This window comes from Marivita sp., assembly GCF_022763305.1.
Classification (GTDB): domain Bacteria; phylum Pseudomonadota; class Alphaproteobacteria; order Rhodobacterales; family Rhodobacteraceae; genus Marivita.
The window spans coordinates 1-19,438 of record NZ_JALEGT010000052.1 but is presented as its reverse complement, the minus strand read 5'-3'; the positions used below and the strand labels follow the sequence as shown (position 1 = coordinate 19,438).

At 64.0% G+C, this 19,438-nt stretch carries 21 protein-coding genes; 13 read left to right on the top strand and 8 right to left on the bottom strand.

Annotation, left to right across the window (positions count from 1 at the left end):
* The first annotated feature begins 116 nt into the window (after window positions 1–116).
* A complete protein-coding gene (locus MRY75_RS09835) occupies window positions 117–977 on the top strand; it encodes a ferredoxin--NADP reductase (RefSeq protein WP_292307386.1) in 861 nt (286 codons plus the stop codon).
* Window positions 978–1,074: 97 nt separating this feature from the next.
* Here MRY75_RS09835 and MRY75_RS09830 read toward each other — a convergent pair whose 3' ends face one another.
* Window positions 1,075–1,911, bottom strand: coding sequence for a hypothetical protein (locus tag MRY75_RS09830; RefSeq protein WP_292307384.1), 837 nt, complete (start codon window positions 1,909–1,911; stop codon window positions 1,075–1,077).
* 202 nt (window positions 1,912–2,113) lie between these two features.
* Between MRY75_RS09830 and infC the strand changes: the two genes are divergently transcribed.
* Complete coding sequence (gene infC / locus MRY75_RS09825) at window positions 2,114–2,659, top strand: translation initiation factor IF-3 (RefSeq protein ID WP_366934924.1); 546 nt, start codon at window positions 2,114–2,116, stop codon at window positions 2,657–2,659.
* Window positions 2,660–2,709: 50 nt separating this feature from the next.
* Here infC and MRY75_RS09820 read toward each other — a convergent pair whose 3' ends face one another.
* Window positions 2,710–3,711 carry a molybdopterin-binding protein gene (locus tag MRY75_RS09820; protein WP_292307382.1) on the bottom strand — a complete coding sequence of 334 codons (1,002 nt, stop codon included), beginning with the start codon at window positions 3,709–3,711 and terminating at the stop codon, window positions 2,710–2,712.
* Entirely contained in the window at window positions 3,708–4,676 is a 969-nt protein-coding gene (locus MRY75_RS09815) for an XdhC family protein (protein ID WP_292307380.1), read from the bottom strand. Before MRY75_RS09815 ends, MRY75_RS09820 begins: the two co-directional genes overlap by 4 nt.
* Window positions 4,677–5,046: 370 nt before the next feature.
* On the opposite strand from MRY75_RS09815, the gene MRY75_RS09810 reads away from it, so the two are divergent.
* On the top strand, window positions 5,047–7,011 hold the full coding sequence (locus MRY75_RS09810; RefSeq protein WP_292307378.1) for a spondin domain-containing protein: 1,965 nt from the start codon (window positions 5,047–5,049) through the stop codon (window positions 7,009–7,011).
* Window positions 7,012–7,069: 58 nt separating this feature from the next.
* Here the strand turns inward: MRY75_RS09810 and MRY75_RS09805 are convergent, their stop codons facing one another.
* Together MRY75_RS09805 and dksA are read right to left on the bottom strand one after the other, a co-directional pair.
* Window positions 7,070–8,245 (bottom strand): FAD-dependent oxidoreductase, encoded by a 1,176-nt coding sequence (locus tag MRY75_RS09805; RefSeq protein WP_292307376.1) that lies wholly within the window; start codon window positions 8,243–8,245, stop codon window positions 7,070–7,072.
* 72 nt (window positions 8,246–8,317) lie between these two features.
* Window positions 8,318–8,740, bottom strand: coding sequence for an RNA polymerase-binding protein DksA (gene dksA, locus MRY75_RS09800; RefSeq protein WP_292063284.1), 423 nt, complete (start codon window positions 8,738–8,740; stop codon window positions 8,318–8,320).
* A 167-nt stretch (window positions 8,741–8,907) separates the two neighbouring features.
* On the opposite strand from dksA, the gene MRY75_RS09795 reads away from it, so the two are divergent.
* Complete coding sequence (locus MRY75_RS09795; RefSeq protein ID WP_292307374.1) at window positions 8,908–9,750, top strand: MoxR family ATPase; 843 nt, start codon at window positions 8,908–8,910, stop codon at window positions 9,748–9,750.
* Between the two features lie 60 nt (window positions 9,751–9,810).
* Here MRY75_RS09795 and MRY75_RS09790 read toward each other — a convergent pair whose 3' ends face one another.
* On the bottom strand, window positions 9,811–10,929 hold the full coding sequence (locus MRY75_RS09790) for a class I SAM-dependent RNA methyltransferase (RefSeq protein ID WP_292307372.1): 1,119 nt from the start codon (window positions 10,927–10,929) through the stop codon (window positions 9,811–9,813).
* A gap of 286 nt (window positions 10,930–11,215) precedes the next feature.
* Here MRY75_RS09790 and MRY75_RS09785 point away from each other — a divergent pair, with 286 nt between their 5' ends.
* From MRY75_RS09785 to MRY75_RS09750, 8 genes are all read left to right on the top strand, one after another.
* On the top strand, window positions 11,216–11,668 hold the full coding sequence (locus tag MRY75_RS09785) for a GNAT family N-acetyltransferase (protein WP_292307370.1): 453 nt from the start codon (window positions 11,216–11,218) through the stop codon (window positions 11,666–11,668).
* A gap of 3 nt (window positions 11,669–11,671) precedes the next feature.
* Window positions 11,672–13,042, top strand: a complete 1,371-nt coding sequence (locus tag MRY75_RS09780) for a DUF2927 domain-containing protein (protein WP_292307368.1) — start codon at window positions 11,672–11,674, stop codon at window positions 13,040–13,042.
* The gene (locus tag MRY75_RS09775; RefSeq protein ID WP_292307366.1) at window positions 13,039–13,206 is read left to right on the top strand and encodes an apolipoprotein acyltransferase; all 168 of its coding nucleotides are present in this window, start codon (window positions 13,039–13,041) and stop codon (window positions 13,204–13,206) included. The genes MRY75_RS09780 and MRY75_RS09775 overlap by 4 nt, the downstream gene beginning before the upstream one ends.
* A gap of 134 nt (window positions 13,207–13,340) precedes the next feature.
* Window positions 13,341–14,525 carry a VWA domain-containing protein gene (locus tag MRY75_RS09770; RefSeq protein ID WP_292307364.1) on the top strand — a complete coding sequence of 395 codons (1,185 nt, stop codon included), beginning with the start codon at window positions 13,341–13,343 and terminating at the stop codon, window positions 14,523–14,525.
* Complete coding sequence (locus MRY75_RS09765) at window positions 14,522–14,881, top strand: hypothetical protein (protein WP_292307362.1); 360 nt, start codon at window positions 14,522–14,524, stop codon at window positions 14,879–14,881. Before MRY75_RS09770 ends, MRY75_RS09765 begins: the two co-directional genes overlap by 4 nt.
* Window positions 14,878–15,489: a DedA family protein gene (locus MRY75_RS09760; protein ID WP_292307361.1), complete on the top strand. Its 612-nt coding sequence runs from the start codon at window positions 14,878–14,880 to the stop codon at window positions 15,487–15,489. The genes MRY75_RS09765 and MRY75_RS09760 overlap by 4 nt, the downstream gene beginning before the upstream one ends.
* Window positions 15,490–15,557: 68 nt before the next feature.
* On the top strand, window positions 15,558–15,989 hold the full coding sequence (locus MRY75_RS09755) for an OsmC family protein (protein WP_292307359.1): 432 nt from the start codon (window positions 15,558–15,560) through the stop codon (window positions 15,987–15,989).
* A gap of 68 nt (window positions 15,990–16,057) precedes the next feature.
* Window positions 16,058–16,750, top strand: coding sequence for a M48 family metalloprotease (locus tag MRY75_RS09750; protein ID WP_292307358.1), 693 nt, complete (start codon window positions 16,058–16,060; stop codon window positions 16,748–16,750).
* Between the two features lie 99 nt (window positions 16,751–16,849).
* On the opposite strand, the gene MRY75_RS09745 is transcribed toward MRY75_RS09750, so the two are convergent.
* Both MRY75_RS09745 and MRY75_RS09740 read right to left on the bottom strand, forming a co-directional pair.
* Window positions 16,850–17,992, bottom strand: coding sequence for a hypothetical protein (locus MRY75_RS09745; protein ID WP_292307356.1), 1,143 nt, complete (start codon window positions 17,990–17,992; stop codon window positions 16,850–16,852).
* 3 nt (window positions 17,993–17,995) lie between these two features.
* Window positions 17,996–18,775: an SDR family oxidoreductase gene (locus MRY75_RS09740; protein ID WP_292307354.1), complete on the bottom strand. Its 780-nt coding sequence runs from the start codon at window positions 18,773–18,775 to the stop codon at window positions 17,996–17,998.
* Window positions 18,776–18,911: 136 nt separating this feature from the next.
* Here MRY75_RS09740 and MRY75_RS09735 point away from each other — a divergent pair, with 136 nt between their 5' ends.
* On the top strand, window positions 18,912–19,403 hold the full coding sequence (locus MRY75_RS09735) for a hypothetical protein (RefSeq protein ID WP_292307352.1): 492 nt from the start codon (window positions 18,912–18,914) through the stop codon (window positions 19,401–19,403).
* Window positions 19,404–19,438: the final 35 nt, after the last annotated feature.

The following is a 19,438-nucleotide window of genomic DNA, read 5'->3' as shown; positions in this document are numbered from 1 at the left end:
CAAAACTGCGACCCAAAAGACCACCCGCCCGGTCCCTGCGACCATGGGCGGGTTTCGTCTGATGTAAATCAAAGATAGATGTAAGGGACCGGTTTACACGAACCGGTAAGGATAACATGACAGAGTTGACACCCGTGACCGAAGCCACAGCCACCAAAGCGCCCGCCGCCAAGACCCTTGCCGTTCCAGATGCGCAGACCGTGACATCGGTCAAACACTGGACAGACCGGCTGTTTTCCTTCCGGGTCACACGGCCTGCATCGCTGCGGTTCCGCTCGGGTGAATTCGTGATGATCGGTCTGATGCAGACGGACGAAAAGACCGGCAAGGAAAAGCCCCTGCTGCGCGCCTATTCCATCGCCTCGCCCGCCTGGGACGAGGAGCTGGAGTTCTACTCGATCAAGGTGCAGGACGGCCCGCTCACCAGCCGCCTTCAGCACATCCAGCCGGGCGACCAGATCATCCTGCGCCCCAAACCCGTGGGCACGCTGGTGCACGACGCGCTGCTGCCGGGCAAGCGGCTCTGGCTTTTCGCCACCGGCACCGGGATCGCGCCTTTTGCCTCGTTGTTGCGTGACCCGCAGACCTACGAGGATTACGACGAAGTCATCCTCACCCACACCTGCCGCGAAGTGGGCGAGCTGCAATATGGCAAGGAACTGATCGACACCATTCGCAGCGACGAATTGCTGGCCGAACTGATCGGCGAAGGCTTTGCCGACAAGCTGCGCTACTACCCGACCACCACCCGCGAAGAGAGCCCCAAGATGGGCCGCATCACCGATCTGATGCGCTCGGGCGAGTGTTTCGCGGATCTGGATGTGCCGGTGATCAGCCCGGAGACCGACCGCGCGATGGTCTGCGGCAACCTCGCCTTCAACCTCGAGATCAAGGACATGCTCGAAGGTTACGGGCTTGAGGAAGGTGCAAATTCCGATCCCAAGACCTATGTGGTCGAAAAGGCGTTTCTTGATTAAGGCGCCACATCAATATCGAAGCGTAATATATTGATAAATTGAAAAGCCCCGCGTCAGACACTCTGACGCGGAGCTTTTCATGTCCTGGCCAATCTGGTCAAAGACCAAGTTGGTCGCGCAAGGTCAGCAACAGATCCCGCAGTTGATCGGGGCTGTCCCGAACCTGATCCAGCGCGGCCTTTGTCGAGGCCTTGAGCACCATCGACATCTCGGATTGGTCGATATAGGCGATAGCGCGGTCGTAATCGAAGCCATCCACCGAGAAGGCCTCTTCGATGCTCTGCGGTGCATCCCTGGCTTCGTCAGAACCGGCCTCCGTCGATGCTGGCGCGTCCCGCATTTCCTCAGCGACCGGTTCACTCGTGGACTCGTCCGGTGCTTGCGCGTCTTGACCTGTTTCATCAACCGGATCAGCCGCGCTCTCGGTAGACCCTGTTGCGGGCTCGCTTACCTCTTCGACCGGGTCCGGCGCGGGCGCGTCAGAGGCCCCGGCCCCATCGACCGCAACTGTGTCCGCCGCAGTCTCCGGAGTGTCGGCAGGGGCATCCGGTGCCTCGACATCCGATCCGGTGGCCGTGTCGATCGCCTCCTCCACCGCGTCGGCCGCTTCGATGGCAGCTTCGTTCACGCGATCCGCAGCCTCTTCCAACGCGTTGCTTGCCGACTCGGCCAGATCGCCTGCAGCCTCGACGGCATCGGCCGTGGCGGACTCCACCGCGTCGGCTGTCTCGTCGAGCGTTCTTTCCAGTGTCGGCTCGGCGTCCACCTGCGGCGCATCGACCGAACCGCTGTCCGGCTCGGCTGGCGTTTCGCTGCTCTGCTGCACCGCGTCAGGGCCGGTGTCCGCGACCTGTGGCGCAGTCCCGGATTGCGAGAAGACCCACACTCCCAGACCTCCGGCAACCACAACCGCCAGTATGATCAGATATTTCATTGGCACGACGACCCCCTTATCCTTCATGGACCGGCCCCGCGCCCCTGCAGCGCCGGCATGCTGGGCATGTGCGAACGGCCGTCCTTCTTCGCAAGGAAACCCGTCAGGCATCGGCTTGGTTCCGCCGAAAAGCCGCTTGAAAGCAAACGGTATGACGTCTACTTTACAGCCCTGATTTGAACTGCACCAAAGGAGCGACACCATAGCCCGCAGACCTCACAACGCGCCCCCCACGCGCGAGACCGGACCCCGCATCAACGAACGCATCCGGGCCCCTGAAATCCGCCTGATCGGCGCAGATGGCGAAAACATCGGCGTTGTCACACCCGAACGCGGCCTCGAGCTGGCCGAGGCGGCCGGGTTGGACCTTGTCGAGATTTCTCCGAATGCCACGCCGCCGGTCGTCAAGATCATGGATTTCGGCAAGTTCAAATACGAACAGCAGAAGCGCGAATCCGAGGCGCGCAAGAAGCAGAAGATCATCGAGATCAAAGAGGTCAAGTTCCGCCCGAACACGGACAAGAACGACTATGACGTCAAGATGCGCAACGTGTTCAAGTTCCTCGACAATGGCGACAAGGTGAAAGTGACCCTTCGGTTCCGCGGCCGCGAGATGGCGCACCAGAACCTGGGGCGCGAGCTTCTGGAACGTGTGGCCGAGGACACCAAGGAGCACGGCAAGGTCGAAAACATGCCCAAGATGGAAGGCCGTCAGATGGTCATGATGATCGGGCCGCTGCCGAAATAACCGTCTGCCCATTTTCGGAAATTGTGAAAGCGACCTTCGGGTCGCTTTTTTCATGCGGTCTCGCGCGGGACCGGTCGTGAGGGCGGTTCCTTGAGCAATCCCCCCACGCCCATGCCCATGATGTCCGACGGGCGCACGGGCACATCGCAGAGCAGACGTTCCAAAACCCAATCGGCACCGTTCAACGCGGGCGACTTGGCACAGCCCGGCAGGCCGATCACCGGCACGTCGCCCAGATGCCCCCAGAACAGCAGATTGCCCGGATCGACAGGCATGCCATAATGCACCACCTCCCCTCCGGCGGCGCGGACGGCTTGGGGAGCAACGTCGTAGAGGTCCGATGTCGCCGAACCCGTCAGAATACAGAGGATGTCGTAGTCAGTCACCGCCTTGGCCAGAACCGCGCGCAAGGCGTCTGTCTGGTGGGGCACCACGGTTTTGGGGCCAAGGCTGACCCCCATCCGGTCGAATCTCTGCCCCATGGCGCGTTGGCCCTTGGCACTGTCGTCACGGCCGCCAACTGTCGTCTGGACCAGCAGCGCCTTGCTGCGCGTGACCGGGCGCAGCGCCAGAGCGTCCTGTCCGGCGGCGCAGGCTGCAGCCACGGCCGCGTCGGGCGCGGCGTAGGAGATGATCTTGACCGTCGCCACCATGCCGCGTGTCGCCATGCGGTGCCATTCGGGAACGGTGGCCACGGTCACCATCGGATGCACGGCGTTCACCGCATTGATCTTGGCGGCGTCGATCTGGGCGACCCCGGTTTTTGTGGCATATATGTTCACCCGACCTGTGCTGGCCGGGGCGACGCGCAGATGAACGGACGCGGGGTCGGGCACCAGTGCCTGCGCCAGCCGCTCCGCTGCGCGGTCCTCGTGCACGTCGTCGGCGTCGAGCCGCGCAACCGTAACCTCCTGTACGCCTGCCGCCGCCAGTTTGCCCAGTGCCGCCGCGTCAAGAAGCACACCCTTGCGCAGCCGCCCTTTGGGCAGCGCTACCGAATGCGCAAGGATCGCGCCTTCGGCCTCGGACAGGGGAACCGCGCCGAACCTCATGCGCCCTTCCGCAGCACGCGGGTCATCTCGGCAAGGATCGACACGGCGATTTCCGCAGGGCCCGAGGCCCCGATGTCGAGGCCGATGGGTCCGTGGATCTTCGCGATCTCGTCTTCCGTGAACCCGGACGCCGTCAGCCGGTCCACCCGCTTTGCATGGGTCCGCGTTGATCCCAAAGCGCCGATATAGAAACACTCGGCCCGCAGCGCCTGTTCAAGCGCGGGGTCGTCCAGTTTCGGGTCATGGGTCAGCAGAACCAGCGCGGTGCGGGCATCGAGCCCAAGCTGGGTGATCGCCTCATCCGGCCAGTCATGCAGGATGGTTTCGCCCGGAAAACGGCTGTCCGAGCCAAACGCCTCGCGCGGGTCGATCAGGGTCGGGTCATAGCCCGCAATCCGCGCCATCGGCACCAAAGCCTGTGCGATGTGGACGGCCCCCACGATGATGAGGCGCAATGGCGGGTTGTGGATCGCCACGAAGGTGCGGCTGTCTTCCACAAAGCCCGACCGGTCCATGCGGAAGGCGTGATCGTGCCCGTCGGTGGTCAGGTGCCGGGTGCCCGCGTCCAGATCGACGACATAGGCCACGGGTTTGCGGGCGGCGCGATATTTTACCAATTGGTCAAGAATGTCCTCGGGCAACACCGCGCCCACCGGTTCCACCAGCACGCGGACGGTGCCGCCACAGGCCAGACCGACGGCAAAGGCATCCTGATCGCTGACCCCGAACTCGAGCTCGCGCGGCTTGCCATCGGCCAGCGCATCCATCGCCTCGACCACAACCGCACCTTCGACGCAGCCACCCGAGACCGAGCCTTCAATCTCGCCCTCGCCCGAGATCGCCAGTTGCGAGCCGACACGCCGTGGCGCGCTGCCCCAGGTTTCGATCACTGTCGCCAGCACCGCACCCTTGCCCGACCGATGCCAGTCGAGCGCCGTTTCGGGACATCTGTCGAACCGCTCCATCCCATGACCTCCTCGCTTGCTCGGGTCGGACCTTATCACGCCGCGCAGCGCTGTCTCCCCCTGCGATGGTGGTAGGTCGCAAACGCGTGAAGCACAGCCCCGTGACAGATCATTACAACGCCCGTTGGCGCACCCGTTTCATGCAAATCCGCAGATGACAACTGGTTTCAATCAAACGGCCTCCGTCCCCCCGCCGGAACGCACCTGAAACAAGGTGCTGCACCGCATTGCCCCCACGTCATCGTCTCACGGGCGCGTCACTCCGAAGTGAGAAAGCCTGAATTGTGCGGAGCGGAAATCGGAACCTAACGCTGGCGCAGGCAGAGCGCTTCTGCCCTCACCACATACTCAACGCGAAAGGCTTTCTTGAATGTCCATGCTTCGGATCATAGTTACCAATACCTCGCCGGATGGCGGCACGTTTCTTACCCCGTTCTGGTTCGGGCTGCACAATGGATCCTTCGATCTGGGCAACACGGGCGAAGCGGCCTCGGCGGGTCTGGAAGCCCTCGCCGAAGATGGCAGCTTTGACGCCATCGCGGCAGAGCTGACCGGCGCCGATGCCGGAGCCTTGGGCGGGGCGGTGTTCGGCGATGCCGGTCCGATTGCCACCGGCGAAGTCGCCACCACGCTTCTGGACGTGGATGGAGCATCCCTGCCCTATATCAGCCTTGCCGCCATGCTGCTGCCGTCGAACGACGCCTTTATCGGAACGTTGGATGCGGTGGAGCTCTTTGGCGAAGATGGCGATTTCATTGGCCCCGTGACACTGACTTTCAATGGCACCCAGGTCTACGACGCGGGCACCGAGGTGAACACCGAACTGGACGCGGCCTTCACCAACCAGACCGGCCCCAATATGGGCGAGACCGAAGGCGGCGTCATCACCCTTCATCCGGGTTTCAACGGCTCTGAAGGCAACCCGGAGGGCGAAGGCGACCAGATCATTCTGGGTGGCACCAACGCGTTCGGTGTGCCGATTGATCCGGTGGCCGCCGATTTCACGATTGACGGCGCGCAGATCGCGACGGTCACCATCGAGGAAGTGGTCGAACTGCGCCTGACTGTCACCAACACATCGCCGGAAGGCGGCACCTTCCTGACGCCGTTCTGGTTCGGTCTGCATGATGAAGGTTTCGACCTTGGCAATCGCGGTGAAGCGGCCTCGGCGGGGCTGGAAGCACTGGCCGAAGATGGCAGTTTCGATGCGATTTCTGAAGAACTGTTCGCGGGCGATCCCGATGCGCTTGGTGGTGCGATCCTTGGCGCGCGCGGCCCGATTGCCACGAGTGAGACCGCCAACACCACGATCCTTGCCAGCACGGCAACCCCGTTCATCAGCCTTGCTGCCATGCTGCTGCCGTCGAACGATGCGTTCATCGGCACGCTGAACCCCGTCACGCTGTTTGACGAAAACGGCGACTATGTGGGTGATCAGGTTCTGACCTTCGACGGCACCCAAGTCTATGACGCGGGCACCGAAGTGAATACCGAACTGGATGCGGCCTTCATCAACCAGACCGCCCCCAACACCGGCGAAGCAGAAGGCGGCGTGATCACCCTGCACCCCGGCTTCAATGGCTCTGAAGGCAACCCGGAGGGCGAAGGCGACCAGATCATTCTGGGTGGCACCAACGCGTTCGGCGTACCGATTGATCCGGTGGCCGCAGACTTCACCCGCGAGGGTGCGCAATTGGCGCAGATCTCGATCGAACAGGTGGCCGTGCGTCTGGGCTCTGCCGCGGACGAGACATTCGAGGTCAGCGACTTCGCGTCAGCCGCGCGCATTGCCGGCAATGGCGGCACGGATGTGATCGACGCGTCGGGCACCGCGTTCGAGGATGTCGCGATCAGCCGCATCGACGGGGGGTTTGCGATCACCCCGGACGAGGGCAAGGCGCTGCACATCTCGGGTGTCGAGGAAATCCGCTTTGACGACCAAACCTTGCTGATCGAGACCGGCGGCGCGGTGCAGACCGTGGGTCTGTTCTACGAAATCCTGCTGGGCCGGGACAGCGACGTGGCCGGTCTGAGCTTCTGGACAGCGCTTGGCGCAGGGGATTTCGGGCTTGGCAATGTCGCCGATTTCATTCTGGCGTCCGAAGAATTCACCGCCAGCAATACATCGCTCGACAGCACCCAGGATTTCCTCGATTTCCTCTACCTGTCGGCGCTGGGGCGTGATGCGGATGACGCAGGCTTTGCGTTCTGGCAGGGCGCGCTCGACTCGGGGGCGGTTGATCGCGGGGATGTCGCGCTGGGATTTGCCACGGCAGATGAGACCGTAGACCGCTTTGCCAGCCTCATCGACGACGGGTTTGTCCTGTTCGGCTAAGCCACAGAGGGCGAAGACACGGACATCGGGCTGCGCTGGCCCGACGTCCCACCATCCCTTACGCGGCTTTGGTCACATCGTGACCGTAGAGCCAGTCGAACCGGGCCAGCATCTGGCCCGGCGAGACCCGGCTGAGCAGACCCAGCGCGGTATGGGCGGCAAAGCGGATCGGACCCGGCGACAGGTGATAGTTCCGGGCGTTCTTGCTGGCCGCGTCGATCACCCGCGTGACCCGTGCCTTGCGGCGCTGCTGGTAGGCGGCAAGGCCCGTGCCCATGTCGGCAGCTTGCGAAAGTGCGTCGGCAAGGACCCAGGCGTCCTCCATCGCCATATTGGCGCCCTGCGCCAGGAATGGCAGCGTCGGGTGCGCTGCGTCCCCAAGAAGCGCAAGGCCCTGCCCCTGCCAATGTGCAGCGACGGGGTGCCGGAACAGCCCCCAGACGCCGGGCGCTTCGGCCTGCGACAGGATCTGATGCACTTCCGCATCGAAACCCGCGAAAGCCTTGCGCAGGTTGTCGGCGTCATCCCTTTGCGACCAGCTTTCCGCCGCCCATGCGGCGCGCTCTTCGACCGCGACCACATTCAGCATCGCGCCGTCGCGCAGCGGATAGGTCACCATGTGCCGCCCCGGTCCCATATGCACCCTCGCGTGGGGCGGGTGTCCGGTGCTGTTGGGCACGATGCAGCGCCACGCCACCTGTCCGGTGAAGAACGGCTTCTGCGCAGTGTTCAGAACCGGGCGGACTGCGGAATGAATGCCATCCGCCCCGATCACGAGGTCGGTGTCGCGGTGATCGCCGGTCGCCAGCACGACGCGCGGACGAGGTCCGGGGATGACCGTATCGACCCGCTGCAGAAGACGCACCGCGACCCCCTGATCGCGTGCCGCCGCAGACAGCAGATCCACAAGATCAGCCCGGTGCACGAAGAAATAGCGCTGATCCGCAGGCAGACGGGTGAGATCGAGGCGCGCCACTTCGGCGCCGGTGCTGCCATTGCGCAGCGACACTGCGCGCGCCTGCACCGAACGCTGCGCCAAGGCAGGCCCCACCCCCAGCGCTTCGATCACCCGCAGTCCATTGGGCGAGACCTGAATGCCCGCGCCCACCTCGGTGATGGCCTGTGCCTGTTCGAGCACGGTCACCCGCGCGCCGCGCTGACGCAGCGCCAGCGCGCAGGACAGCCCGCCGATGCCGCCCCCGATCACGGTGATGTCCAGTTCGCCGAGATTCACACCCAACCCCTCAAAAGCAAACGCGCCAGAGCTGTGCCCCGGCGCGCCAAGTCCATGTGCCCATCTTGCGCGTCAGTCGTCGCGGTGCACCTTTTCGCGCCGCTCGTGGCGTTCCTGCGCCTCGAGGCTCAGGGTCGTGGTCGGACGTGCCACCAGCCGCTTCAGCGAAATGGGTTCGCCCGTGGCCTGACAATAGCCGAACTCGCCCTCGTCGATGCGGCGAAGTGCTGCGTCGATCTTGGCCACCAGCTTGCGCTGGCGATCGCGGATGCGCAGTTCCAGCGCCCGGTCGGTTTCTTCGGAGGCACGGTCTGCGACGTCCGGAATGTTGCGCGTTCCGTCCTGCAGGCCCGCGATGGTGGATTTGCTGTCGCTCAGAAGCTCGCTGCGCTGTTCCAGCAGTTCCCGGCGGAACCACTCCAGCTGGCGTTCATTCATGAAGGGCTCATCCTCGGCGGGTCGGTAATCGTCGGGCAGGAAAGTTTCGGCTTTCATCTTGGTCCCCTTGTCTACGCCAGCATCTGTCATAGAAATTCCCTTAGATATCTGGCACCCCTAGGCGCAGCACTTAACCGAAGGCCCAAGGGTTGTCACTACCGAATAGCAGCACAAAACGGTGATTTCCTTGCGCTGGGACAAAGACACGAAAAGGCAGGACTGACATGAGATTTGAAGGCACGGACAGCTATGTGGCGACCGACGATCTGACCATCGCGGTGAACGCCGCCGTAACGCTGGAACGGCCGCTTCTGGTCAAGGGAGAACCCGGAACCGGCAAGACCGAGCTGGCCCGGCAGGTGGCGGCGGGGCTGGGCCTGAAGATGATCGAATGGAACATCAAGTCCACCACCAAGGCGCAGCAGGGTCTTTACGAATACGACGCGGTAAGCCGCTTGCGCGACAGCCAGCTGGGCGACGAGCGGGTCAATGACGTGCGCAACTACATCCGCAAGGGCAAGCTCTGGCAGGCGTTCGAGGCGGAGGAGAAGGTCGTTCTTTTGATCGACGAGATCGACAAGGCGGATATCGAATTCCCGAACGATCTGCTGCAGGAGCTCGACAAGATGGAGTTCCATGTCTACGAGACCGGCGAAACGGTGCGTGCGCGTCAGCGGCCCATCGTGATCATCACCTCGAACAACGAGAAAGAGCTCCCCGACGCATTCCTGCGGCGGTGTTTCTTCCATTACATCCGCTTTCCCGACCCCGACACGCTGCGGCGCATCGTCGAGGTGCATCATCCGGGGCTGAAAGAGGTGCTGCTGACCACCGCCCTCACGCAGTTCTACGAGTTGCGCGAGCAGCCGGGGCTGAAGAAGAAACCGTCTACTTCGGAAGTGCTGGACTGGCTGAAGCTGCTTCTGGCCGAGGACATGACGGCGGAGGACCTGAAGCGTGACGGGGTGAACGCGTTGCCCAAGCTGCACGGGGCGCTGCTCAAGAACGAGCAGGATGTGCATCTCTTCGAACGGCTGGCCTTCATGGCACGCCGCGAACGGCGGTAGGGTTGGGCGGCAGATGCGTCGACGCATCTGCCCGTTTCCGTCGACGGAAACGGTTGCCTCCTACTTCAACGGAGCGGTCTGAAAAAGCTGCACCTTGAGACCGCCATGCGGGATCGGCGCGCTGACATTGCGGAAGTTCAAACCCGTGGCGCGGGCAAGGCCCTTGTCCGAGGTGACAATGCCGACGCGCCAGCCCTTGAAGCGCTCTTTCATGACCGTCCCGAAACTGCCGTGAAGCGCGAAGAGCAGGTTGCGATTGCCGATGCGCGCGCCATAGGGCGGGTTGACGATCACGAGGCCCGGTGGACCATCGGGGGGTGTCAGGTCAGCCACGGCCTGATGGGTGAAGCTGGTAACCTCCGCAACCCCGGCCCGGTCGGCGTTGGCGGTGGCATTGGCGATGGCACCAGCGTCGCGGTCGAAGCCGTAAAAGCGCTGATCGGTCGGGTTGGGGGCTGGCAGGTCCGCGTTGAGGGCAGTCCAGGCCGCGGCGTCAAAACTGGCCAAATCCTCGAAACCGAAGGCCCGGGCACGGCCGGGAGCAAGGCCAAGCGCCATTTCGGCAGCTTCGATCACGAAGGTGCCAGAGCCGCACATCGGGTCGAGTACCGGCTCGGACCCATCGTAACCACAGGCGCGCAGAAACAGGGCGGCCAGCGTTTCGCGCATCGGCGCCTTGCCGATGGCCTGTTTGTGGCCGCGCTTGTGCAGCCCCTCGCCTGACGTATCAAGGCTGATCTCGCAAAGATCGTCCTCGATCCTTACACGGATGGTGAGGCCCGCCTTCTCGGTGGGTTTGACCCCGAGCGCATCGGCGATGGCGGTCTCGACCCGTTCGGTGGCGGCACCGGCATGGTAGATGCGGGATTTCCGGCAGGTTGCCTCGACCCGGTAGGGGATGTCCGGGCGCAGCAGCCCCGCCCAATCGACCTTGCGCGCGCGTTTGTCGAGTTGTGCCAGATGCATCGCCCGGAACCGCGCCACCCGCGCCAGCACCCGCCCTGCCCCGCGAAGCATCAGGTTGGCGCGCCAGACCTCGGGCCAGCCACCCGCGCAGGTCACGCCACCGGGCACGGCGGTTGCCTCGGCAAAACCAAGTGCGGCGGCCTCGTCGCGCAGCAGATGTTCAAAGCCCGGCGTGCCGGACAGGAAGATTTCAAGCGGAGCATCCTGTGTCATGCCCGTGGCTTAGCCCGTTTCCGGACCTTCCGGTAGCCACCCTGACACCACATTGGGCCCGGAACGCGTGACGCCTGCGCTCTACGGTCACTCTGTTGCGATTTTACACAGGTCAAACCATTGAATTCATGTGCTTTTATCCAAAGATCGCGAATGATCGGAAAAACTGATTCGACCGATTCGTTCGATCTAGGCAAAAACCATGGTTTCGCCGTAAGCTCTCCGCACAGAGGACAAAAAAATCGCGGAGCATCAAGCATCCGTAACGAGCAGGCAGGCTTCATACGTGTCCCAAACCGAACTGAACGTGCGCTTTCTGCGCGCGGATGACTACGAGTCGTGGTGCGCCTTGTGGCGCGGGTATCTGACGTTCTACGAGGCGTCGGTACCGGATGTGGTGTACGCCACCACCTTCGAGCGGCTTCTGGGCGATGACCCGCAGGATTACAGCGGCCTGATCGCCGAGCGGGATGGCACCGCCATCGGGCTCGCGCATTACCTCTTCCACCGGCATTGCTGGAAGATCGAGGATGTCTGCTACCTGCAGGACCTGTTCGTTGCGCCCGGCGCACGCGGATCAGGTGCCGGACGCGCGCTGATCGAGGCGGTCTATGCGCAGGCGGATGCCGCCGGGGCCCCGTCGGTCTACTGGACGACGCAGGAGTTCAACCACTCCGCGCGCCAGCTCTATGACCGGATCGGTCAGCTGACACCGTTCATCAAGTACCAGAGGGGCTGACGGATGCGCCGGTTCCTTTTGCCGCTCTACCTGTTGCTGGGTGCCTGTATGCCGGTGTCGCATTCGGAGCCCGCCACCCGGGCCGCCTTTGTCGACACCAGCCTGCCCGCGATGAAGGTGTTTTCCGTGCCGCGTCCGCAGCCCGTGCAGGTGTCCAACGCCGATCTGTCGCGCGATTTCATGGACCTTGCCTTGGCGCTCGAATCCGGGCGTGAGCTCGATGTTTTCACGCGGTTCGAGGGACCGATCTCGGTCCGGCTGGTGGGCAGCGTGCAGCCGACGGTGCCCAGCGATCTTGACCGCCTGCTGCACCGGCTGCGCAGCGAGGCCGGGATCGACATCCACGCCACCGTGGCGCCGGAGGCCAATATCACGATCAACGCGGTGAGCCGCTCGGACATCCAGCGCTTCCTGCCGCAGGCCGCCTGTTTCGTGGTGCCCAACGTGTCGACCCTGGCGGAATTCCGGCAGGCGCGCCGGTCCGCGCGGGTCAACTGGGGCAAGATCACCAGCCGCACGCGACTTGCCATCTTCCTGCCCAACGATTCCAGCCCGCAGGAGGCGCGGGACTGCCTGCACGAGGAACTGGCGCAGGCACTGGGACCGCTCAACGATCTCTATCGTCTGCCGGATTCGGTGTTCAACGACGACAATGTCCACACCGTGCTGACGGGCTATGACATGCTGATCCTGCGCGCCTATTACGATCCGGCGCTTCGCAACGGCATGTCGCGGGCCGAGGTGATGAACCGTATTCCCACGATCTTCGCGCGCCTCAACCCCGCCGGAGAGGTCCTGCCCGCGCGCCGGGCGCAGCGCACCCCGCGCCCGTGGATCGACGCGATCCAGACCGCGCTAGGCCCGGGTGCCACCCCCATCGCACGGCGGGCGGCCGTGACCGAAGCGCTGAGCATCGCCTCTGCCATGGGGTGGGAGGATCACCGGCGCGGGTTCACCCATTACGCGATGGGGCGCATCCTGCAAGGGACCGATCCCGACGCGGCCCGCGCGCAGTTCCTGCAGGCGGACAGCTATTTCGCACGCAGCCCCGACAGCGATCTGCACCGTGCCTACGTGGCCTCTCAACTGGCGGCCTATGCGCTGACCGAGAACACGCCCGAGACCGCGATCCACCTGACCGGCCAGGCCATCGAGCTTGCCGCACGGCACGAGAATGCCGCGCTCTTGTCGACCCTGCTGATGCTGCGCGCCGAGGCGCTCGATCTGGCGGGCCGGGTGTCGGCGGGGGCGGATGTGCGTCTGGACAGTCTGGGATGGGCACGCTACGGGTTCGGCTCGGACTGGTCCGTGCGGGCGAAGCTGCGCGAGATCGCGTCCCTCAACCCGCTCACCAGGGCCAGAGGCAGCTTATGATCGTTCTTGCAGGTGCCCTTCTCGGGGCCATCATCGGAGCCTTGACCGCGAAACGGCGCAAGGGCAACCGCGCCGACATGTGGCAATACGGGGCGGTCTATGCCATCGGCTTTTCGCTCATTGGGCTGATCCTGACCATCGCCATCGAGAAACTGGTGGTCTGAGCGGTGGCGGGATGCGTCGACGCATCCCGTGTTTCCGTCGACGGAAACATCTTGGCGGGCTCTCCCGAGGTATTTCATGCCCAAAGCGGCCGGGATGGCTGGTCAGGCCTTTGCGTGCTTGCTAGATCAGGGGCATGTTCGTGCCCTTCTTCGACGCCCTGCGTTCAACCGGTGTTCCCGTCTCCCTGCGGGAGTATCTGAGCTTTCTCGAAGCGATGCGCGCGGGTCTGGCGACTTATGACCCGGAGGCGTTCTATTACCTGGCCCGCACCGCGATGGTGAAGGACGAGCGCCATCTCGACCGCTTTGACCGGGCCTTTGCCGAGGCGTTCAAGGGGTTGGAGCACATCAGCGCCGATGGGGTGCTCGAGGCGCTCGACTTGCCCGAGGACTGGCTGCGCAAGATGGCCGAGAAGCATCTGAGCGAGGAAGAGAAAGCCGAGATCGAGGCGTTGGGTGGCTTCGACAAGCTGATGGAAACGCTCAAGCAGCGTTTGAAGGAACAGAAAGGCCGCCATCAGGGTGGCAGCAAATGGGTCGGCACCGCCGGCACGTCGCCATTCGGGGCCTATGGCTACAACCCGGAAGGCGTGCGCATCGGGCAGGACGAAAGCCGGCACCAGCGCGCGGTCAAGGTCTGGGACAAGCGCGAGTTCCGCAATCTGGATGACAGCGTCGAGCTGGGCACCCGCAACATCAAGGTGGCGCTCAAACGCCTGCGCCGCTGGGCGCGGGATGGGGCCGCGGAAGAGCTGGATCTGGACGGCACGATCCGGGCCACGGCGGAACATGGCTATCTCGACGTGCAGACCCGGCCCGAGCGGCGCAACGCGGTCAAGGTGATCCTGTTTCTGGATGTGGGCGGGTCGATGGACCCGCATGTGAAGGTGGTGGAAGAGCTGTTCTCGGCCGCCCGCGCCGAGTTCAAGCATCTCGAACACTACTATTTCCACAACTGCCTCTACGAAGGCGTCTGGAAAGACAACCGCCGCCGTTGGGATGCGCAGACGCCGACGATGGAGGTGCTCAACACCTACGGTTCGGATTACAAGTGCATCTTTGTCGGGGACGCCAGCATGTCACCCTACGAGATCGCCTATGCGGGCGGGGCCAACGAGCATTGGAATGCCGAGGCCGGTCAAGTCTGGCTGCAGCGCGCGCGCCAGCACTGGCCGTCGCACCTCTGGATCAACCCGACGCCCGAGCGGCATTGGCATTATACGCAGTCGATCCAAATGATCCGCGAGATCTTCGAGGATGCGATGGTGCCGATGACGCTTGAGGGGATCAGCCGGGGCATCAAGGCGCTGGCGACATGAGCCCGGTGCTGCGCACGCTCTGGACCGAGCACAGGCTGCTGCTGTCGGGTTTTGTCCTTGCCAGTGCGGTGATGCTGTTCTTCGGCATCCGCACGGTGATGTTCTGGGTGTACTGGGCCGACCCCGCCCATCAGGAGGAGCCGATCGCGGGATGGATGACACCGGGCTACGTGGCGCAGTCCTGGGATGTGCCGATCCCGGTCATCCGGGACGCGCTGGGGGTCCCGCCCGAGACGCGCCGCGAAACCATCCGGGCGCTGGCAGACGCGCGCGGCGTGCCGCAGGAGGAGATCGTGCGCGCGATCGAGGACGCCATCGCGGCCCATCGGGCCAATGCACCGGCATCCCGGCCGTGACCGACACGCTGTTCGGGCTGGTCGCCGATTATGGCGTCTGGGTGCTGGCGGCCTCCTGCTACCTATCCTGCCTGCTGGTGCCGATCCCGACCTCGCTGCTGATGCTGGCCGGGGGCGCATTCGTGGCCTCGGGCGATCTGGACGGCGGCACGGTGCTGGCAGGCGCGTGGCTGGGCGCGGTGCTGGGAGACCAGACCGGCTTTGCCGTGGGCCGGCGCTTTGGCCCTGTGCTCGGACACTGGGCCGCACGCACGACAGCGCGGCAAAAGCTTTTTGCGCAGGCGACCGAGACGGTGCGGCGCAAGGGCGAGATCGGCGTTTTCTTCAGCACCTGGCTGTTTGCCCCGCTCGGGCCGTGGGTCAACATGGCAGCGGGCGCTTCGGGCCTGCATTGGCTGCGGTTCACGCTTTGGGATTCCGCCGGTGAGGCGATCTGGGTCTTCGGGTATATCGCGCTTGGCTACATGTTTGCGGGACAGGTCACGCAGGTGTCGGAACTGACCTCGAACCTGTCCGGGTTTCTTGTGGCGGGCCTTGCCACGGCCGTGCTGGGCTGGCTTGTGCTGCGGGCGGCGCGGCGCGCGAAGGCACGTCACCGACAGCAGTAGCCGACCCGGGAACCCGCCTGCCCTGCCCGTCGTTGATCCCGCGAACACATCAATGACGGAGGTCCGCAATGATCAACAAGACAGCAACCGCACACTGGTCCGGCGGCCTGAAAGAGGGCCGTGGGCGCATATCCACTCAATCCGGCACGCTCGAAGCCCAACCTTACGGGTTCAACACCCGGTTCGAGGACAAGCCCGGCACCAATCCGGAAGAACTGATCGGCGCTGCGCATGCCGGATGTTTTTCGATGGCGTTTTCCATGATCCTCGGGAATTACGACGCCGTGGCGGACGAGATCGACACCAAGGCGACCGTCAACCTCGAGGAACAGGGCGGCGGCTTTGCCATCACGAAAATCCATCTCGACATGACGGCGAAGATCCCCGGTATCAGCGAGGAGGACTTCCGTGAGGCCGCAACCAAGGCCAAGGACAACTGTCCCGTCTCGAAGGTTCTCGCCGGGGCGGACATCACGCTTGACGCCAAGCTGGTCGACTGAGCGAACTGTGATCAGGGGCGCCTTCCGGACCGCTTGCCGGGGGCGCACCCACGCCCCATATCTGGGACATGTTGAAACTCACTCCGATCCTTCTTGCGATCCTCTACGCGCTGGCCATGTACCACTTCTCGGTCTGGCGCACGAAACGCGAGCTTGACGCGCGCTCGACCGAACTGGCCGATCCGCGCCTTAAGGCGCTCACCGATCGACTGGCTGCCGCGTTGGAGCTTGAGCGGATTCGCGTCCACATCTACGAGATCGATCCGGTGAACGGGCTGGCCGCGCCCGATGGGCGTATCTTCATCACGCGGGGATTTTACCGCAAATACCAGAACGGCGAGGTCACGGGCGAGGAACTGGCTAGCGTGATCGCGCACGAACTGGGCCATGTGGCGCTTGGCCATACACGGCGGCGCATGATCGACTTTTCCGGCCAGAACGCGTTGCGCACCGCATTGGCCATGGTGCTGTCGCGCTTTCTGCCAGGGATCGGGGTGATGATCGCCAATGCGGTGGCGACGCTTCTGGCCGCGCGGCTCTCGCGCGGGGATGAGTACGAGGCGGATGCCTATGCGGCGGCCCTGCTGCACAAAGCCGGGATCGGCATTGCGCCGCAGAAATCACTGTTCCACAAACTTGATGCGTTGACCCAATCGCGGTCGGGTGTCGTGCCGGCGTGGCTCATGTCGCACCCCAAGACGACCGAGCGGATCGCCGCGCTGGAAAAGCTGGAAACCCGCTGGACCAGCGTCGAGTCCTGATCGACGTTCTTCGAAACTCATGCCATCCGACGCGCATGAACTGCTCCACGACTGCAAGCGCGGTGCGTGTTCATAAGCCGGGCGTCGCCCAGTGTGCACCTAAAGAAGAACCACCGCTGCTTCAGCCTTGTCCTGCCCGTTGACCTGAATGGTCACAAGATGCGGCCCGGGATGCAGCGTGAAGGTCGAGGCCGATCCTTTGAGCTTGTGTACCTTGCGCAGCGTCAAAGGAATGCCGGGTTTCACGTTGGCAGTCGCCAGCTTGAAGACCTTTTCACCACTGCGACCATTGGGGCGGTGAAAGCGGATGCGGTAGTCGACCATGACCGGCAAGGCCTCGTCTGCCTGCAGCGTCACCTCGATCTGCAGCGCATCCCCGATCCGAACCGGATTGGGCTCCAGATGCAGCGTGACGGACACCGGGCGGTCCTGCGCATAGCCCAGAAGGGCCAGCGCGCCCGCCTCGCCCCGTTTCACGGCCGTGCGGAGGGCGTGGCGCATCATCCAGTCAAGCTCGCGCGGGTCCTGTTGGCCTGCCTGCTGCCACCGTTGCAGGGTGTCGACCACGCGGTCCGGCGCATGCCGGGTCAGGTCGTTCATGTGATTGGCCACCGAGCGCGTGACATAGCGCGTCGGATCGGCATGGAGTGCATCCAGCAAGCGCAGCGGGACCAGCGGATCGAGCTGGATGTTTGCGGCCCACGGCAGGCGCGGGCGTGTGCCTTCGCTCACGAGCCGTCGGACATGATAATTCTCGTGCTCGGTCCAGCGTGTCAGACGGGCCAGCGTCTCGTCCGGCCACCGGTTCAGGAAGGGGCGGATGTAGAATTCCATGGAGAACCGCTGAGTCGCGGCTTCGATCAGGTCGAGCGCGCGGTCGCGGTGATCCTGCAACCCGTGCCGTACCGCAAGGATGCCCGGCACCGCATGGATGAAGCGGCCGAAATCATCGTCGGATTTGCCGGGATCAAGAGCCTCCGGCATCGCCGCTTCCAAGGCGTCTGCCATATCCGGGAACTGGTCGGGCAGCTGGGTCTCGATACAATCGGCCAGCCAGTCGAGCCGTTCGAGCAGCCCGCGCGAGGACAGCCCCGCGAGGGCCTCTGAGACAAAGCGGTCCGGATCAAAGCCCGGCAGGACGGCGTATTCCGCCGCCAGATCGCCGATGGTGTCGGCGTTGAACAGTTGGTCCTTCAGGGAAAATCCCTGCGTCTGCCCTGCCCCGTCCGGTCCGCGTGCCATGGTTCAGATGGTCGCGTTGGTGCCGCCGCCGTCAATCAGGATGTTCTGGCCCACGATGAAGCCCGAATGCTGTGAACACAGGAAAGCGCAGGTGGCTCCGAATTCTTGGCGTGTGCCGTAACGGCGGGCGGGAATCGTCCCTTCGCGGTTCTTGCGCGCCTGATCGACCGAAATACCCTGGGTCTTGGACACGCCACCATCCAGTTGCTGTGCGCGGTCAGTGTCATGGATGCCCGGCAGCAGGTTGTTGACGATCACGCCATGCTCTGCCACCTGCCGCGCCGTGCCGGCGACATAGCCTGTCAGACCGGTGCGCGCGGCGTTGGACAGACCCAGCGCCGGAATCGGCGCCTTGACCGATTGCGAGGTGATGTTGACCACCCGGCCCCATCCCCGGTCGATCATGCCCGGCATGAGCGCGGTCATCAGCGCGATCGGGGTCAGCATGTTCGCATCGAGCGCCTTGATGAAATCCTCGCGCCCCCAGTCGGACCACAGGCCCGGCGGCGGACCACCGGCATTGGTCACGAGGATGTCCACCGCTCCGGCGGAGTCGAGCACCTTGGCGCGGCCCTCTTCGCTCACGATATCGGCGGCAACGGTCACAACCTCAACGCCATAGGCCGCGCGGATCTCCTCGGCCGTGGCTTCAAGTGCCTCAGCACCGCGTGCGTTCATGACCAGATTGACGCCGGCTTCCGCCAGTGCCTCGGCACAGCCCCGCCCAAGACCCTTACTCGAGGCACAGACAAGCGCCCGCTTTCCGCTGATCCCAAGATCCATTCGCTCACTCCCAATTGTGGTCAGATTTGTCCGTGAAATGCCACGGCCTGCCCATAGAGGTGCCACATTTCCAGATGATCTTAAAGTCGTGCCGGACACTGCTCCTTGGATCCGGCGTCTGAAAGAGTGCCCGTATATGTCTGTTGTTGCCGGAACCCTGTCGCCCCACTTCAAAGCCTGCCCTGCAGATGGCATTCGCACCGAATTCGGTGTGTGCCGAGGCAACCCGATCCGTCACATCCAGGACCTGATCCTTGGGGACACCTTCCTGCCCAAGCGGGACGCGCATTGGCTCACGGTGGCGGCGGAAGATGACCGGCATACGGCCTTTACGCTGGACCGCGCAGCCAACCTGCCGGGTCAGCACCTTGTCACCCTTGCCGAACTGATCTTCATGACCACCACCGGACAGCGGCTTGATGTCTTCGTCGCGGTCAGCGCGGGCAAGCTTTACTTCATCGCTGAAGCAGAGTTCCGCACCGGCGTCGAATATGTGCTGATCGACATCCATCGCCGGGAGGACGCCATCGTTCCGGCCGTCATTCCAACCGAAGCGCCAGCGGCCGTCCCGCCCGCATTCTGCGCACCGGCGCAGGCAGCCCGTGCGACCCTGCGCCTGATCGGCTGATTGCCCTCGCAAAGCGCGCCTGCACGCGCCTTATA

Coding starts and splice junctions, on each gene's coding strand:
- MRY75_RS09795 (WP_292307374.1), top strand. CDS start 8,908: ATGAGATTTGAAGGCACGGACAGCTATGTGGCGACCGACGATCTGACC.
- MRY75_RS09820 (WP_292307382.1), bottom strand. CDS start 3,711: ATGAGGTTCGGCGCGGTTCCCCTGTCCGAGGCCGAAGGCGCGATCCTT.
- MRY75_RS09740 (WP_292307354.1), bottom strand. CDS start 18,775: ATGGATCTTGGGATCAGCGGAAAGCGGGCGCTTGTCTGTGCCTCGAGT.
- MRY75_RS09745 (WP_292307356.1), bottom strand. CDS start 17,992: ATGGCACGCGGACCGGACGGGGCAGGGCAGACGCAGGGATTTTCCCTG.
- MRY75_RS09770 (WP_292307364.1), top strand. CDS start 13,341: ATGTTCGTGCCCTTCTTCGACGCCCTGCGTTCAACCGGTGTTCCCGTC.
- MRY75_RS09750 (WP_292307358.1), top strand. CDS start 16,058: ATGTTGAAACTCACTCCGATCCTTCTTGCGATCCTCTACGCGCTGGCC.
- MRY75_RS09830 (WP_292307384.1), bottom strand. CDS start 1,911: ATGAAATATCTGATCATACTGGCGGTTGTGGTTGCCGGAGGTCTGGGA.
- MRY75_RS09790 (WP_292307372.1), bottom strand. CDS start 10,929: ATGACACAGGATGCTCCGCTTGAAATCTTCCTGTCCGGCACGCCGGGC.
- MRY75_RS09755 (WP_292307359.1), top strand. CDS start 15,558: ATGATCAACAAGACAGCAACCGCACACTGGTCCGGCGGCCTGAAAGAG.
- MRY75_RS09810 (WP_292307378.1), top strand. CDS start 5,047: ATGTCCATGCTTCGGATCATAGTTACCAATACCTCGCCGGATGGCGGC.
- MRY75_RS09735 (WP_292307352.1), top strand. CDS start 18,912: ATGTCTGTTGTTGCCGGAACCCTGTCGCCCCACTTCAAAGCCTGCCCT.
- MRY75_RS09765 (WP_292307362.1), top strand. CDS start 14,522: ATGAGCCCGGTGCTGCGCACGCTCTGGACCGAGCACAGGCTGCTGCTG.
- dksA (WP_292063284.1), bottom strand. CDS start 8,740: ATGAAAGCCGAAACTTTCCTGCCCGACGATTACCGACCCGCCGAGGAT.
- MRY75_RS09775 (WP_292307366.1), top strand. CDS start 13,039: ATGATCGTTCTTGCAGGTGCCCTTCTCGGGGCCATCATCGGAGCCTTG.
- MRY75_RS09815 (WP_292307380.1), bottom strand. CDS start 4,676: ATGGAGCGGTTCGACAGATGTCCCGAAACGGCGCTCGACTGGCATCGG.
- MRY75_RS09835 (WP_292307386.1), top strand. CDS start 117: ATGACAGAGTTGACACCCGTGACCGAAGCCACAGCCACCAAAGCGCCC.
- MRY75_RS09780 (WP_292307368.1), top strand. CDS start 11,672: ATGCGCCGGTTCCTTTTGCCGCTCTACCTGTTGCTGGGTGCCTGTATG.